Origin of the sequence: Poseidonocella sedimentorum, from assembly GCF_900116005.1 — a bacterium.
GTDB lineage: Bacteria > Pseudomonadota > Alphaproteobacteria > Rhodobacterales > Rhodobacteraceae > Poseidonocella > Poseidonocella sedimentorum.
Map to the genome: position 1 here is coordinate 417,930 of NZ_FOYI01000001.1, position 15,127 is coordinate 433,056.

Consider the following 15,127-nt stretch of genomic DNA (forward strand, 5'->3'; position numbering starts at 1 on the left):
ATCTGCAAGACAGTGACAGGGGAGCCCGCCGCGGCTCCCCTTTTTTCGTTCACGCCGTCGCCCTCAGCTCCCGTGGTGCATCGGCAGTTCCAGCCGGAACCGTGTGGTGCGACCTTCGCAGTCGACCGAAAGCTGCCCCTTGTGCGCGGCTGCGATGGTTGAGGCGATGTGCAGCCCGAGGCCGAGCCCCGCCTCGCTCACGTCGCTGCCGCGGCGGAAGGGCTCGAAGAGGGTGCGCTGGAGTTCCGGCGGGATCGGCTTGCCGTCGTTCTCCACGTCGATCGTCACGGCGCGCGCGCTGCATGTCCCGAAAACCCGGATCGGCGCGTCGGAGTCGCCGTGTTTGACCGCGTTGGAAATCAGGTTCGAGACCGCCTGCGCGACGCGCGCCGCATCGCAGCTCACCGGCCCCGCGAGCTTGAGATCGAGGGTGATGTCCCGTTCGGGCGCGACGACGCGGATCTCATCGACGACCTGGCTCAGCGCGTCGGCGAGCGGCGCGTCGGGCTGGGGCGAAACAGTGATGCCGCCGCCGAGGCGCGATTTGGCGTGCAGCATCATGTTGTCGATCAGCTCGTTCATGCGGTGCAGCGAGGCGCGCATGAGGCTGGCAAAAGAGCGGCCGCGATCGGTCAGCGGCTCCTTGCCGAGCTGGCGCAGACCCGCCCCGAGCGCGGCGACCGGGTTGCGCAGATCGTGCCCGAGGATGGCGACGAACTCCTCCTGCAGCTGCACCAGATGGCTCTGATGCTTGACCAGAAGCTCTTGGGCTTCGAGCCGCTCTTCGGTCTCCAGACTGTGCCCGATGAGATCGGCGAACATCTCGAACATCGCAACCGCGCGGGGGTTTTTCACGTCCTTGGGCTCGGTGTCGATCGCGCAGAGCGTACCGAAAAAGCTGCCATCGCCGCGGTAGATCGGCACGGAGACATAGCTCACGATCCCGAAGGCCGAGGCGATGGGATGGCCGCGATAGGTCGGATCGGTGGTCGCATCGCTGAAGATGACCATCTCCGCCGTGTCGCGCACCGTCTGGCAAAATGTTGATTCGATGGCGATTTCGTCGCCCGCGGCGATCCCGAAATTCACCTCGTCGATGGTCCGGCAAGCCACCCAGCGATCCGCCGTGACGCGCGCCACGCCGGCAAAGCGCATGTTCGTCGCCAGCATGACCGTCTCGAGGATGGTCCCGACCAGCGTGCTGGCGGCGAGAAGCTCGATATCGGCCTGAAAGTCATGCGATCCGTCCAGATAGGTCTGGCGGTCTTGCAAAACGGTCTTCGCTTTTTGTCCGGTCATGCGTCTTACCTTGGAGTGTTGACGGGCTGCACATCGCAGAGACCTGCGCAAGTTACAGGCGCGTTCAGGGAAAGAGAAGAGACGGCGGGAACTTGCGGCGACGCTTGCGCGTTGTTTGGCTGGCGATCCCGCTAGCAGGGGCTATAAAGCCGATATGGACAGATATGATCCCCCCGGGACAGGAGCGCAAGATGAGTGTGGACGGTCTTCTCAGTCAAAAGCTCGATCTTACTGAAATCGCCTTCGAAGCCGCGCCGCATGGCTACCTTCTGCTTGATCCGGACTTCACCATCGTGAACGTCAACCGCTGCTATCTCGACCTGACGGGATCGCACCGCGCGGACCTTGTGGGCATGAACATCTTCGAGGCCTTTCCCGACAATCCCGAGGACCCGACGGCCGATGGCGTGCGCAATCTGCGCCTCTCTCTGGAGACCGCGCGCGAGACGCAGCAGCCCCACGCGATGGCGATTCAGCGCTACGATATCCCGGTCCGGGATGGCGAGCCGGGCGATTTCGAGCAGCGCTACTGGAAGCCGCTGAACACCCCGGTGATCGAGGGCGGCGCGGTTGTCGGCCTGATCCATCACGTCGAGGATGTGACCGAGCAAATCGTCTTGCAGCGCGATCAGGCGATCCGGTGGCGCTCGGCCCAGAAGCTTCACGACCTTGCCTTGTGGGAATACGATCACCGCACCAGAACCGCCTTCGTCTCGCGCCCCTTCGCGGCGATGCAGGGGCTGGCCGACTGCGAGGGCACGATGAGCGCGGAGGTCTGTTTCGAGCCCATCCTCGCCGAGGATCGCGCCGCGGTCGAGGCGGCCTTCGCCGAGGCGGCGCAGCAACCCGACCACAGCGCCATTGCCTTCGTTCATCGCGTCGTGCTGCCGGGCGGCGACCAGCGCTGGCTGTCGTCCCATGGCGAGCTGGTGCGGGACCACCGGAGCGCCTTGCCCCGGTTCCTGCTGGTGAGCAACGACATCACCGAAACCAAGCGCCGCGAAGTGGATCTGGCGCGGGCCGTGGAGGAGCGCGACGCGCTGATTGTCCAGAAGGAGGCCCTGCTCGGCGAGGTCAACCACCGGATCAAGAACTCGCTCCAGCTTGTGTCGAGCATCCTCAACACCGATGCCCGCCGGGCGGAGGACCGCGAGATCCGATCGCGGCTGATGGATGCGGCCTCGCGCGTCAATGCGGTCACCTCGGTGCATGAGATGCTCTACCAGTCGAACGAGGTTTCGAGCGTGGCCTTCGGCCCGTACCTTCGCGATCTGTGCGACACGCTCGCGGCGGGGGATGCGCAGGCGGTTCAGGCCGAGCTGACCTGCGATCCGGTCGAGGTGCGGCTCTCGGCGGACAAGGCGATCCCGCTGGCGCTGATGGTCAACGAGCTTGTCGCCAACGCCATCAAGCACGGGCTCAACGGCAGCACGGGCGGGCGCATCGCGGTCAGCACCAGCCTTGAGGGCGAGGCGCTGATCCTGAGCGTGTCGGACACTGGCAAGGGCAAAGCCGAAACCGCGACGCCGGGGCTCGGCACCCGCATCATCGACGGGCTCGTCGCGCAGCTTGGCGCCACCATGGCCGCACCCCCCGATCCCAAAGGACATACCGTGACCGTACGAGTGCCGATCGAGCCGACATGACCTTGAATGTTCTGATCGTAGAAGACGATTTCCTGATTGCGCTGGATCTGGAGGATCAGGTGCAGGAGCTGGGCCATCAAGTGACGGCCGTGGCGCGCGATGAGGACGAGTGCAAGACCGCCGCGCGCCATCAGGCCCCGGACATCGCCTTGATGGATATCCGGCTGGCCGGCGGCTCTTCGGGGATCGACGCGTCCCGCTGGTTGTTCGAGACGCTCAACGTGCGCTGCATCTTCATCAGCGGGAACCTCGATCCGGACACGCGCGAGACGCTTGAACCGGTCGAGCCCATCGCCTTTCTCGGCAAGCCGATCCTGCCGCACCAATTGGCGCGGGAGCTCGACAAGGGCGCGGAAGAGCTGCGCAAGGCGGCGGGGGGCTGAGGGCGCCCGCGGCGCCGGTCAGACTGCGTCCCCGGTGGTGACCTCCGCCTTCACCTGCCTCCAAGTCAGCCGGGTGAAGACACCACGAGGAAGCCGACCGAATAGCCGAGGCTGGCGACGAGGTGGGTCCAGTCCGCCTCCTCGGGCAGGTGCAGGCTCAGGACCGCCTGTGCGATGACCGACAGGCTGATGAGCCCCCCGGCGGCGAGGCCGGACCACACCAACGAGATCGCCGGGCGCGAGAGCTCCTCGTCGCCGTCGCGGCGGATGACTTCATAGATGAGCCGAGCCGAGAGGCATGGGGCTCGGCGGGCGGGCCTCAGGCCCCGGCGGGTTTCGCGGCCCAATAGCCGGGCACGCCGCCGCAGTAGCTGGGGACATTCAGGCTGTCCTCCACGGCGGCGTACATCAGCGCCTCGGAATACACGAAGCGCGTGGGCGCGCCGTCCTCGGGGCTGTGCATCCCGGTGTAGAGCGTCTTGAGCAGCGTCTGCTGGAGGTCCTCCGGGGCAGTACCGCCCGCAAATGCGGCTTTGGCGCCATCATCGAGCGCGGTGGCCGCGCCTTCGAGGAGCACGCGCGGCAGGCCGTCGAAGCCCGAAAGCGCACGGCAGGCAGCGGCAAATTCGGTCAGCGGCGGCGCGGCGATCTGCGCGGCCGGCAAGCCGGGCAGGAGCGCGGCGGTGGAGGCGCCGGTGAGGAAGAGGCGGCGGGAGAGGCGGGCTTTACTCATCGGATCCCTCTATCATGTCGCCCCCGGCGGGCGCCCAGGACGCATAATAGGCGGAAAGCGCCGCGATCTCGCCCGGATCGAGCCGTTGGGCAAAGGCGCGCATCCTCCCCATGGGATCGGACCTGCGCGTCCCCTCGGCATAGGCGCGCAGCTGCGCCTCGAGATAGCCGCGCGGCAGCCCGTGCAGACGCGGCGTCGCGCGCGCGCGGTCTGTGCCTTGTTCGAGCGCGTGGCAGCTCGCGCAGGAAGGTACCCCGCGCGACCAGTCGCCCTCATTCACCAGCGGCACCGGCTCGGCCCCGGGCTCCGGCGCAAGCTCCGGGCGCGGCGCATCGGCATAGAGCCGCGCCATGGCGCCCGCGCCCTCGCCAAGCTCCACGGCGGTCAGGTGCATCTGGCGGTGCTGGCGCCGTCCGTCGCGAAAGGCGTGCAACTGGCGTTCGAGATACCGAGCGGGCTGGCCATTGAGATCGGGATAGAGCCGCGCCCGCGCGCCCGCGCCGCCCGGCTCGGGGCCGACGCTGTGGCAGGCCGAGCAGTTGAGCAGCACGTCGCTCGATTGCGCCTGCGCCATCGCGGGGAGCGCGAGGGCGAGGGCGGCGGTTCTGGCGAGGGCGGGCAGGGGACTCATGGCCGGGCCTCCTGTGCGATGTGGTCCCCCAGCCGCAGGGCCAGCGCGGCGATGGTCAGCGTCACGTTGACACTCGAGACCGAGGGGAAGGTCGAGGACGAGCTGATCCAGAGGTTGGGGTGATCGTGGGCGCGGCAATCGGCATCGACGACGCTGTCGCGCGGATCGGTGCCCATGATCGTCGCCCCTGTGATGTGGTTGTTGGGCAGATACCCCTCGCTGTGGGTCACGCTCCCGGGCTCGGCGCCCATCGCCTCGGCGATGCGGTCAACCCGCGCGCGGGTGTCCTCCACCGAGCGGGCGACGTAATCATCCACGTTGTAGTGGATCTCGGGGCGGGGCAGGCCGAGTGCGTCGGTGAGCCCGTCTGTGGAGGGGACGATCCGGTTTTCGGGATCGGGGAGCTGTTCGTGAAAGGCGGTGATGACGGCGCGGCGGGCGGTGCGGTGGCGGATCGCCTCGCGCAGCGCGGCGCCGGTCAGGCCCTCTTCGATCGCCTCCTCGGCGATGCCGGAGACGGGGTTCATGTTGAGGATCATCAGCTTGCGCGCGGCGATGCGGTCGCGGTCGGGCCGGTCGCGCAGACTGGTGACGGCGGAGATCACGTTGGGCCCGCGCCCGGGCCAGATCGGCTCGGGCACGTCGAAGGACGCGTTGGTGCCGGGGTGGTCCATCAGGTTGCGCCCCACCATGTCCGAGCGGTTGGCCACACCTGCGGGCGCGGTGTCCTGTGTGGACATCAGCAGGATCTTGGGCCCCTCGATCCCGCCCGCGGCAAGCACGAAGCGGTCTGCCTCCAGCCGGAATTCCGTGCGGTCCGGCGTGAGGTAGCGCGCGGCGGTGATGCGCCCCTCGGCATCGACCTCCAGCCGGTGGACCACCGCATCGGTGATCAGCTCGGCGCCCGCGGCCTGGGCCTTTTCCACAGCGATATTGCCGGAGTATTGCGCCCCGATGGGGCAGATCGGCATGCAGTTGGCGTTGCCGCAGCACGGCGGGCGCGCGTCGTAGACCTGTTGGTTGTTGCGCGCCTGCGGGGCGCTGATGTGGTCATAGCCGAGCGCGGTGAGCGTCTTGTTGAACACCCGGTCCATGTAGGACATGGGCGCTGCGGGCATCGGATAGGGGCCGGAGCGGGGCGCATCGAAAGGCGCGTTTTCGGGGCCGGCGACGCCCATCTCGGCCTCTGCACGGGCGTACCATGGCTCGATCTCCCAGTAGTCCAGCGGCCAGTCGCGGCCCACGCCGTAGAGCGATTTGAGCTTCATGTCGCTGGGCAGGTAGCGCCAGGTGGCGGCGGCCCAGTGCCAGGTCGTGCCGCCCACCGCGCGGATGTATTGCTGCTGATAGGCGACGGGGCCTTTCTGGATGAGGTAGTCATCGGTCCGCGCGACGTTCGGTTGCGGCGCGTGCGGCACCAGCGGGTAGGGCGACATCATCGTCTGATGATCGGAGGCGCGGAAACGGTCGACGAGATCCTCGCGCCGCAGCACCGGGCCATCGCAGAGCATCGTGACGCGCATCCCGGCCTCGGCGGCGCGGGTGGCCACCATGCCGCCGGCCACGCCGGCGCCGATGACGACGAGCTGCGGGCGATGGGGCAGCGTCTGGACCATGAATTGCCTTTCCTTGTTCCGATTGCCCAACGAGATCCGGGCATGATTGTTCCCGACCGGGGGCCAGCGCGGGCGGTGGCGGCGCGGCTCAGTCCGCCGCGCCAGCCCGGGCCGCGCCACCCGCCGCGGCCCCCACGTCCATGATCCGCTCGCGCGGCAGCCAGTCGGGATGTTCGTCGCGCACATGGGCCAGAAGGCGCTCGCGCAGCCGCCCCTGCACGGCCCAGCCGGTGGAGGGATCGGGCATCATCGCGTAGAATCCAACCTTCAGCCCCTCGGGCCTGTGCTCGGTCGCGTAGGTGTAGGTATTCTCGGGGTCCTCGATGTCGGGATCCTCCTTCAGCAGCGCTTCGAACTTGCGCCGCAGCACATCGACCTCGCAGCGCGGGTCGAGCCAGAGCTCGATCACCCGCATCATCCGCGCCTCGGTCACGGACCAGTTCTCGAACGGTTTGCTGACGAAATAGGTGACCGGCACCACGATGCGCCGCTTGTCCCAGGTCCGCAGGCGCAGGAAGGTGTAGAAGATCGCCTCGACATAGGCCCAGTCGCCCTCGAAGAGGATCGCGTCGCCGATCCGCACCGGCTTGGCAAAGGCGATCTGGAGCGAGGCGATGATGTTGCCGAGAACCGCTTGTCCGGCGATGCCGAAGACCACCGTCAGCACCCCCGCCGAGGCCAGCAGCGTCAGCCCGAGGCTCTCGAAGAGGTTGAGCTGCGCCAGCACGACCATCGCCGCGACCGCGACCATGACCAGCACGATCAGCCGCCGGAGCGCGTAGATCGAGGTGTAGAATTCGCGCTCGTCGCGGCCGCGCCTGTCGTCGATCTCGCCGACGTAGCGCAGGGTGATGCGGTGGAGGATCGCATCGAGCATTCGCAGGAAGGTCATCCCCACGCCCCAGACCATGAGGATCGTGAGCGTTGGGCGGAGGAAGGCGTGCACCGGCCCGGAGAAGGACACGACCCAGCTCAGGAGCATCTGGCCCGCGCTGGCCATCACCAGGATCGCCAGGGGAAGGGCGCTGCGCTCCAGCCCGGCTTTCAGCCAGCCGCGCTCCGACCGACGGGACAGGGCCGACACCAGCGCATAGGTGCCCCAGCCGAGAAGCAGCGCGCCGAGGCCCGAGAGCGGCACGACGATCCATTCCCAGAGCCAGAGTCCCCATACCTCGCGCTTGAGGCGCTCGGGGATCATGCTTTCGTATTTGCGGGGCCCGTAGGTGGCATAGAGCGGGCCCACGTTCTCGACCGTCTGGGGCGTGAAGAGCCACAGCGCCGGGGCCTCGGGCGGCTTGTAGCGCGCAAGTCGGATGTCATAGGCGCTGCCGCCCGCGTCCAGTGTCTTGACGTGCAGATCGCGGCGCGGCTGGCCCGCGCGCCCGTTCGAGTCGCCACTGCGCTCGATCCGGGCGTCGGGGCGGGCGGGCAGTCCGGTCCAGTCGATCCAGACCTGTCGCTCCATGATCGAGGCCAGTTGCCGGGCGATTTCGGGCCCGCGCGTGGCCCGATCGGCGGGGGAGAGACGCGAGAGGTTGAGATAGCGCGCGGCGCGCTCGTAGTCCCTGGCGTCGCTGGCGTTGGTGAAGCCGCGCATGGTCTGGCGCGGTGTGGAGCGGTCGAGCGCGTCGCCGATGCGGGTGCCGATCCCCTCGGGTTCGGTCTCGTACCAGTAGTCCGAGCCGTCCTGCGCGGCGCTGGGCAGCGCGAGGCACAGCACGGCCAGCAGCGCCGCGAGGCAGGCGACGACCACCCGCGCGGCGGCGCGCGTCTCGCACATGGCGTGGAGGCTCCGGCGTGTCATGTCACAGGGCAATGGCGGCCACCGAGCCGCCATCCACGCGGTAATTCGCCCCGACCACGAAGCTTGCCTGCTCCGAGCAGAGAAAGGCGATCGCGGCGGCGGCCTCCTGCGCTGTGCCGCGTCGGTCGAGGGCGAGCCAGGGGCGTTCTGTCTTCAGGAACTCCGCGATTGCGCCGCCGCGGTCGGTGCCCTCGGCCTTGGCCTTCTTGTCCATCATGCCGTCGGTCATCGGGGTTTCGATGAAAGCGGGCGAGACGCAGTTGACCAGCACGCCGCGCCGCGCCGCAAGCCCGCTGAGCCCCTTGGCGAAGGTCAAGAGCCCCGCCTTGGCGACGTTATAGACCGCCTCATCCGCGTAGGGTTGCACCGCGTTTTCCGAACACAGGATCACGACCCGGCCCCAGCCGCGTTTCTCCATCTGCGGCTCGAAGGCGCGCACGGTGCGCACGACCGACATGAAATCGGTCTCCCAGGCCTCGTGCCAGTCCGCGTCGCTCAGCTCCAGCGGATGGCCCTTGGCGCCGGTGACGCCCGCCGCGCAGACGAGAATGTCGGGCAGGGTGAACCGCTCCTCCGTGGTGGCCGCGAGCCCCTTGATCTGCGCCGGATCGCGCAGATCGGCCTGCAGCGCGCGGGCGCCGCGGCCAAGGTCCCTGGCCGCACGGGCCACCGCATCGCCTTGCACATCCACGAGGATGACCTGCGCGCCTTCGTCCAGCAGCGCCTGCGCGGTTGCCTTGCCGATGCCGGAGGCGCCGCCGGTGATCAGCGCCGTCTTTCCCTCAAGTCCATAGTCCATAGCTCACGTCCTTTCCTGTGGTCAGCTCAGCCTCGGAGCCGGTTCCGCGCCGCACTCACGCGGCCCCCTCCAAAGCGCTGGGCAGAAGCTCGCCGCGCACGCGGGGCAGGGCCTCGGGGTGGGTGGCCTGAAGCCAGGAGATCAGCTTCTCGCGCACCTCGCAGCGCAGATCCCAGGCCTGCGGCGAGGTCCGCGCGCTCATCAGCCCGCGCAGGGCGATGCTGTCCTTGCCCGCCTCGGTGACCTGAAGGTTGATCACGTTGCCATCCCAATGGGGCGAGGCGCGCACGATCTCCTCAAGCTTTCCGCGCACCTCCTCCACCGGCACGGTGTAGTCCAGATGCCAATGCACCGCGCCGATGATCGAGGCGCTCTCACGCGTCCAGTTCTGGAACGGGCGTTCGATGAAATAGCTCAGCGGCACGACCATGCGCCGCCAGTCCCAGATCCGGACAACGACATAGGTGGCGAAGATTTCCTCGATCCATCCCCACTCGCCATCGACGATCACCACGTCGTCGAGCCGGATCGGCTGGGTGATCGCGATCTGGATGCCGGCGATGAGGTTGGTGAGCACGGGGCGCGCGGCAAGCCCGAGGATCAGGCCGGCGGCCCCGGCGGAGGCGAAAAGGCTCAGCCCGTAGTCCTGCACCGTCTCGAAGGTCAGCAGCACGGCGCAGACCGTGAGGATGCTCAGCACGATCGTCGCGGTCCGGCGCAGGACGCGGAACTGCGTGACCAGTTTGCGCGCGGCGAGGTTGTCGTCGATGTCCATGCGCTGGCGCCGGATCACCCGGTCGCTCAGGTGGTGCGTGAGCAGGATCGCGGTCCAGCCGGTCAGCACGATCAGCAGGATGAGAAACATGTGTCCGAGCGCGCCCTGCAGCCGCCAGGGCAGATCGAGCCGCGGGACCGTGAAGGCCATCGCCGCGAGCACAAAGGCCAGCCGCATCGGCCGGCGCGCGTGGCGCAGCGACGCGCCCGCCATCCCCGCATCGGTATCGACCCACCGCCGCAGGAGGCGGAAGCTCAGCGCATGCAGCACCAGCGACACGGCCAGAGCGCCGGCCAGAACCGCCGCCGCCCCGATCCAGTCGGGCCAGCCCGACACCGCCGTCCGTGTGGCGTCGAGGATGCCGATCGCCCGCTCCATCGGATCAGGCAAACCAGATCACGAAACCGGCGGTGGCCACGATCAGAAGACCGGCCCAAACCGCCTGATCCTTCCACAGCGGCGTTTCCCAGCGGGTGAAGATCTCGGCCGCCTCGCGGCTCGACCAGACGATGTCGTCGATGTCGTCGCGGCTGTTTCGCCGGGTCAGTGCGGAGATGGTCAGGTGCGTGACGATCCCGAGGCACATCATCAGCGAGGACATGACGGTATAGTGGATCGCGGGCAGGCCCCAGCTGTCCCACAGGCCGGTCACTTCCTTGACGATGAAGAGCGGGATGCCGACCGCAAGGCCGATGATGATTGTCCAGAAGGCGCCGTTGCCGTTCAGCCACGGCACGAAGAGCCCGAGGATGAAGACCACCACGATGGTCGGGATCACGTAGGAGAGCGAGGACTGGAAGTATTCGAACAGGCTCTCGAAACTCGCGATGGAGGGGGCGTAGACCGCGCCGAAGACCATCACGACGCCGGTCACCACGCGGCCGAGCCAGACCTGACGCTCCTCGCCGATGTTCCAGATCGGCTCGACGAAATCCTTGACCACAAGGGTCGAGGCCGAGTTGAGCGCCGAGTCCAGCGAGGACATGATCGCCGCGATCAGCGCCGCGAGGATCAGACCGCGCAGACCGATGGGCATGAGCTCGAAAGCCAGTGTCGGGAAGGCAAGGTCCGGCGTTTCCAGATCGGGGTAGAGCTTGAGCGCGATCAGCCCCGGCAGGATCATCAAAAAGAGGTTCGGCAACTTGAGGAAGCCTGCGAACAGCGCGCCGACCTGACCTTCCTTGAGGTCCTTGGCGCCAAGGGTGCGCTGGACCACGAACTGGTTGATCGACCAGTAGTAAAAGCCCAGCAGCACAACTCCCCAGAGCCCGGTCCAGGGCAGGAAATCGTCATCCGCCGGCAGGATCAGCCTGGTCTTTTCCTCGGGCACGCCGACGAAAAGCTCCTGCCAGCCGCCGATCTCATCGAGCCCGAGCCAGAAGAGCGCCGCCGCCGCCACGATCAGCAGGATCGCCTGCACCGTGTCCGTCACCACCACGGCCGAAAGCCCGCCGAGGATCGTGTAGAGCCCGGCGACGAGCGCGAGCACCGCCACGGCCGTCCAGAGGTTGAGCACCTCGGTCACGTTGGAGATCACAAGGCCGCCGGCGTAGAGCGCGCCCGCGGTGTCGATGAACATGATGGCGAGGATGGTGAAGAGCGAAAACGCCCGGCGGGAGCGGACGTCGTAGCGTTCCTCAAGGAACATCGGCACGGTGGAGATCCGCGCGCGCAGGAAGGACGGCAGGATGAACACCGCGAAGAGGATCAGGACAAGCGCCGCGGTCCATTCGTAGTTGAAGATCACGACGCCGTTGTCATAGGCCCCGCCCATCAGGCCGACGAAGCTCGACCCGGACATGTTGGAGGCAAAAAGCGAGAAGCCGATGAGATACCACGGCAGGCTTCGCCCGGCGAGGAAGTAGTCTTCGGATCCGCCCTTGAGCTTGCGCGAAACATAGAGCCCGTGGCCGATCACCCCGATGAAATAGACCACCACGATAGCGTAGTCGATCCAGCTCAGGTCAAAGGTTGCGTTGTCCAAGGTATGTCCCTTTCCCAGTCGGTGGTCTTGCGGCTCCGGGCGCGCCGAGCGGCCCGATCGGGGCCGTGCGAAAGGCGCGAGCCGACGTATGGTCAACACCGCGCCGGGCGTTCGGTTTCCGACTTTTGTTGAAAAAAACGAGGAAACCGCGCCGGGCGGAGGTGTTCGCGCGCGCGGATCGCGACCGCGCGGCGCCGGGTCAGCCCAGCAGGAGCGCGATCCCGACGAGGCAGAGCGCGACAATGACAAGGCCGATGATCAACTGGCGCGAACGGGGGCGCGGCTCGGTTGTCTGCGGGTTTTCGGGCAGCAGGCGCAAGCGGTCGGAGGCGCTGGCATCGGCCGGATCGGCGCGGTCTCTGGGCGTCTCCGCGCGCCCGGTCGGGGCGGCGTTTTCGGGCTGGGCGGTGTCCTTCGGATGGGCCATGGCGGTGTCCTTTCAGCGAGGGCGCGCGCGGGGAGTGGCGCGGCGGTTGCAAGGAAAAGCCCCGGCCCGGCGCGGTGGTTCCATGGGAAGTTTGTCGGGAACGCCGGCCCTGGCGGCGCATTGGCAGAGGTTGATCCGGTCGCGACCCCTTTAGCGCCACTGACCAGGTTGGGGATCAAAGCAACGTCGCCTGACGGGCCCGCCCGGGCTGCGCGCGCTGGCCGCCCGTGGGTACGTGCTTGGCGCCGTCACCGCGCCCCCGGCCGCGGCGGCGCTTCTGGAGCGGCACAGGGCTCTGGCGATCTCGGCCAAAACCTCCACTGGATTGACCGTGACGCGCCTGATCGTCGTGGCCGAGGACGCGATCCTCGACGAGCGCGACGCCAAAGTTGACGCCAAAGGCCCCGTCGACACGCCCGAGCGGCGGTCTTCCTAAAAAAACTCGGAACAACCCCCGGGGCGGATTTGTTGGGGAAACAATCAGTCCAGATGAGCGGGGGGGTGCAACATGCCGGAGTTTTCGCGCAGGGCCGCGTTGATGCAACTGGGGGCCGCGGGGCTGGCCGCCATGACACCCGGGGCCGCGATCTCGCAAAACCCGTTTGCCTCTTTTGACGCCAAACCGTGGGCTTTCCTGACCCCAGATGAGGCGCGCTTCCTCGCCGCGCTCTCCGATGTGCTCATCCCGCAAGACGCCTTCCCCAGTGCCAGCCAGGCCGGCGTCGTGGATTTCATCGATCTGCAACTCGCGGGCCCCTATGGCAAGGGCGCCGATCTCTACCTGCAAGGCCCCTTCGGGGAGGCCACACCCGAGCAGGGCTATCAGGCGCCGTACCCGCCCGCGACGCTGATCCGCGAGGGCATCGCGCGGTTTGAGGCCAGCGGCACCCGGCTGGCCGATCTCGACGCGTCGGGACGCGAGGACGTCGCCAGGCGCCTGTCGGAGGGCGAGGGGGTCGACCTTGGCGACGTGCCGGCCCAGACCCTCTTTGACGAGATCTGGTCACTGGTCAAGGAAGGCTATTTCGCGGATCCGATCTATGGCGGCAACAAGGATTACGCGGGCTGGCGCATGGTCGGCTTCCCCGGCGCCCATGCCTATTACACCGATTTCATCGGCAGGAACGCGCCATACCGGGCCCCGCCGCGCGGCATCGCGCATGTGCCGGGCCGCAGCCGGTCCGCCAGCCCCGCGCGCGGCCGGCCCGCCGCGCCCATCCACCCCGCCACAGAGGAGGGCTGAGCCATGGTCACCGAGCTTCCCAAAACCGATGTCGTCATCGTGGGCGCGGGCTGGACCGGGCTCGCCGCCGCCAAGGAGCTGGCCGATGCGGGCCAGCGCTGCGTGGTGATCGAGCGCGGCGACTGGCGCCACGACGCCACCAGCTTCGGCGCGCCCGAAGAGCATGACGAGCTGAAATACGCCCGCCGCAAGGGCCACATGATCGACACGCCGATCAAGACGCTTTCGTTTCGCAACACCTCGGACCAGACCGCGCGGCCGATCCGGCGGCTGGGCTCCTTCCTTCCGGGCAAGGGGCTTGGCGGCGCGGGCATCCACTGGAACGGGCAGCTCTGGCGGCCGCTGGAGTCGGACCTGTCGATGCGCAGCCACTACACCGAGCGCTACGGCGCGGCGGTGCTTGAGGGGACCAACGTGCAGGATTGGGGCGTGAGCTACGACGAGCTCGAGCCGCACCTGGATTTCTTCGACCGGGTCTGCGGCACGGCCGGCGTCGCCGGGAACCTCAACGGCGAGATCCGCGAGGGCGGCAACCCGTTCGAAGGACCGCGCTCGGCCGACTATCCCAACCCGCCGATGACACCCTCGCCGCCGCTTCAGCGCTTCCGCGACACCGCGCGGGCGATGGGGTACCACCCGTTCCAGATGCCCTCGGCCAATGTCACGCGGGCCTATGAAAACCCCTACGGCGCCCAGCTTCATCCCTGCACCTATTGTGGTTTCTGCGAGCGGTTCGGCTGCGGCTATTTCGCCAAGGCGGACCCGATCATCTGCATCTACGACGTGGTCAAGGATCACGAGAATTTCGAGCTGCGGATGAACAGCCACGTGCTGCGGGTCGAGACATCCGCCGATGGCAAGACCGCGACGGGCGTGCGCTACATCGACGCGCGCGGCCGCGAGGTGTTCCAACCCGCCGACACCGTCTGCCTCAATGCCTATGCGCTGTGGAACGTGCACCTGATGCTCGTGAGCGGGCTCGGGACGCCCTACGATCCCAAGACCGGGCAGGGGACGGTCGGCCGCAACTACGCCTACCAGACCATGGCCGCGGTCAGCGTCTTCTTTGACGAGGAGGTCTGGTCCAACCCGTTCATGGGCGCCGGCGCGCTCGGCATGACGATCGACGATTTCAACGGCGACAATTTCGACCACACCGGTCTCGGCTTCGTCGGCGGCGGCTACATCAGCGCCAACCAGACCAACGGCCGTCCGATCAACTACCAGCCCACGCCGCCGGGCACGCCATCCTGGGGCGCGGAGTGGAAACGCGCGGTGCGCGAGAATTACCTGCACCACGTCTCGCTGGCCTGTCACGGAAGCTCCGTTGCGGTTCCGCAGAACCACCTCGATCTCGATCCGACCTATGTGGATGATTTCGGCCAGCCGCTTTTGCGCATGACCTTCGATTTCCCCGAAAACGACCGCAAGATGAGCGCCTATGTGCTCTCCAAGGCCGAGGAGATCGCCCGCAACATGGACAATGTCCGCGCGGTCGGAACCTCGAACAACGCGGCCGAGGGGCAGGGCTATTCGGTCGTGCCCTACCAGACGACGCACAACACCGGCGGCGCGGTCATCGGCACCGATCCGGCCACCAGCGTCGTCAACCGCTATGGCCAGATGTGGGATCACCACAACGTCTTCGTCTTCGGCGCCTGCCTCTTTCCGCAGAACCTCGGCTACAACCCGACCGGTCCGCTGATGGGGCTCGCCTACTGGACGCTGGAGCACATGAAAACCGACTACCTCGCAAATCCGCGACCTCTGATGGACGCCTGAAAGGA

15 protein-coding genes are annotated in these 15,127 nt (G+C 67.6%); 5 read left to right on the top strand and 10 right to left on the bottom strand.

Annotated features, from left to right (window positions below; genetic code table 11):
• Positions 1-63: 63 nt before the first annotated feature.
• On the bottom strand, positions 64-1,299 hold the full coding sequence (locus tag BM353_RS02040; protein WP_092076086.1) for a GAF domain-containing sensor histidine kinase: 1,236 nt from the start codon (positions 1,297-1,299) through the stop codon (positions 64-66).
• A gap of 191 nt (positions 1,300-1,490) precedes the next feature.
• On the opposite strand from BM353_RS02040, the gene BM353_RS02045 reads away from it, so the two are divergent.
• Together BM353_RS02045 and BM353_RS02050 are read left to right on the top strand one after the other, a co-directional pair.
• Positions 1,491-2,945: a sensor histidine kinase gene (locus BM353_RS02045; RefSeq protein ID WP_177220429.1), complete on the top strand. Its 1,455-nt coding sequence runs from the start codon at positions 1,491-1,493 to the stop codon at positions 2,943-2,945.
• Positions 2,942-3,328, top strand: coding sequence for a response regulator (locus tag BM353_RS02050; RefSeq protein WP_092076089.1), 387 nt, complete (start codon positions 2,942-2,944; stop codon positions 3,326-3,328). The genes BM353_RS02045 and BM353_RS02050 overlap by 4 nt, the downstream gene beginning before the upstream one ends.
• A 65-nt stretch (positions 3,329-3,393) precedes the next feature.
• Here the strand turns inward: BM353_RS02050 and BM353_RS02055 are convergent, their stop codons facing one another.
• The 9 genes from BM353_RS02055 to BM353_RS02095 form a co-directional block, all read right to left on the bottom strand.
• Entirely contained in the window at positions 3,394-3,675 is a 282-nt protein-coding gene (locus tag BM353_RS02055; RefSeq protein WP_177220430.1) for a formate/nitrite transporter family protein, read from the bottom strand.
• A complete protein-coding gene (locus BM353_RS02060) occupies positions 3,648-4,061 on the bottom strand; it encodes a sugar dehydrogenase complex small subunit (protein WP_092076090.1) in 414 nt (137 codons plus the stop codon). Before BM353_RS02060 ends, BM353_RS02055 begins: the two co-directional genes overlap by 28 nt.
• Entirely contained in the window at positions 4,054-4,692 is a 639-nt protein-coding gene (locus BM353_RS02065; protein WP_092076092.1) for a c-type cytochrome, read from the bottom strand. The genes BM353_RS02060 and BM353_RS02065 overlap by 8 nt, the downstream gene beginning before the upstream one ends.
• Positions 4,689-6,308 carry a GMC family oxidoreductase gene (locus BM353_RS02070; protein ID WP_092076477.1) on the bottom strand — a complete coding sequence of 540 codons (1,620 nt, stop codon included), beginning with the start codon at positions 6,306-6,308 and terminating at the stop codon, positions 4,689-4,691. The genes BM353_RS02065 and BM353_RS02070 overlap by 4 nt, the downstream gene beginning before the upstream one ends.
• Positions 6,309-6,396: 88 nt before the next feature.
• Entirely contained in the window at positions 6,397-8,112 is a 1,716-nt protein-coding gene (locus BM353_RS02075) for a mechanosensitive ion channel family protein (protein WP_177220431.1), read from the bottom strand.
• Between the two features lies 1 nt (position 8,113).
• The gene (locus tag BM353_RS02080; protein ID WP_092076096.1) at positions 8,114-8,911 is read right to left on the bottom strand and encodes an SDR family NAD(P)-dependent oxidoreductase; all 798 of its coding nucleotides are present in this window, start codon (positions 8,909-8,911) and stop codon (positions 8,114-8,116) included.
• 55 nt (positions 8,912-8,966) lie between these two features.
• Positions 8,967-10,064, bottom strand: a complete 1,098-nt coding sequence (locus BM353_RS02085; protein WP_092076098.1) for a mechanosensitive ion channel family protein — start codon at positions 10,062-10,064, stop codon at positions 8,967-8,969.
• Positions 10,065-10,068: 4 nt separating this feature from the next.
• Positions 10,069-11,670 (bottom strand): sodium:solute symporter, encoded by a 1,602-nt coding sequence (locus BM353_RS02090; RefSeq protein ID WP_092076100.1) that lies wholly within the window; start codon positions 11,668-11,670, stop codon positions 10,069-10,071.
• A gap of 199 nt (positions 11,671-11,869) precedes the next feature.
• Complete coding sequence (locus BM353_RS02095) at positions 11,870-12,097, bottom strand: hypothetical protein (protein WP_092076102.1); 228 nt, start codon at positions 12,095-12,097, stop codon at positions 11,870-11,872.
• Between the two features lie 235 nt (positions 12,098-12,332).
• Here BM353_RS02095 and BM353_RS02100 point away from each other — a divergent pair, with 235 nt between their 5' ends.
• From BM353_RS02100 to BM353_RS02110, 3 genes are all read left to right on the top strand, one after another.
• Positions 12,333-12,533 (top strand): hypothetical protein, encoded by a 201-nt coding sequence (locus tag BM353_RS02100; protein WP_092076104.1) that lies wholly within the window; start codon positions 12,333-12,335, stop codon positions 12,531-12,533.
• A 72-nt stretch (positions 12,534-12,605) separates the two neighbouring features.
• Positions 12,606-13,340, top strand: coding sequence for a gluconate 2-dehydrogenase subunit 3 family protein (locus BM353_RS02105; protein WP_092076105.1), 735 nt, complete (start codon positions 12,606-12,608; stop codon positions 13,338-13,340).
• Between the two features lie 3 nt (positions 13,341-13,343).
• Positions 13,344-15,122 carry a GMC family oxidoreductase gene (locus BM353_RS02110; RefSeq protein ID WP_092076106.1) on the top strand — a complete coding sequence of 593 codons (1,779 nt, stop codon included), beginning with the start codon at positions 13,344-13,346 and terminating at the stop codon, positions 15,120-15,122.
• Positions 15,123-15,127: the final 5 nt, after the last annotated feature.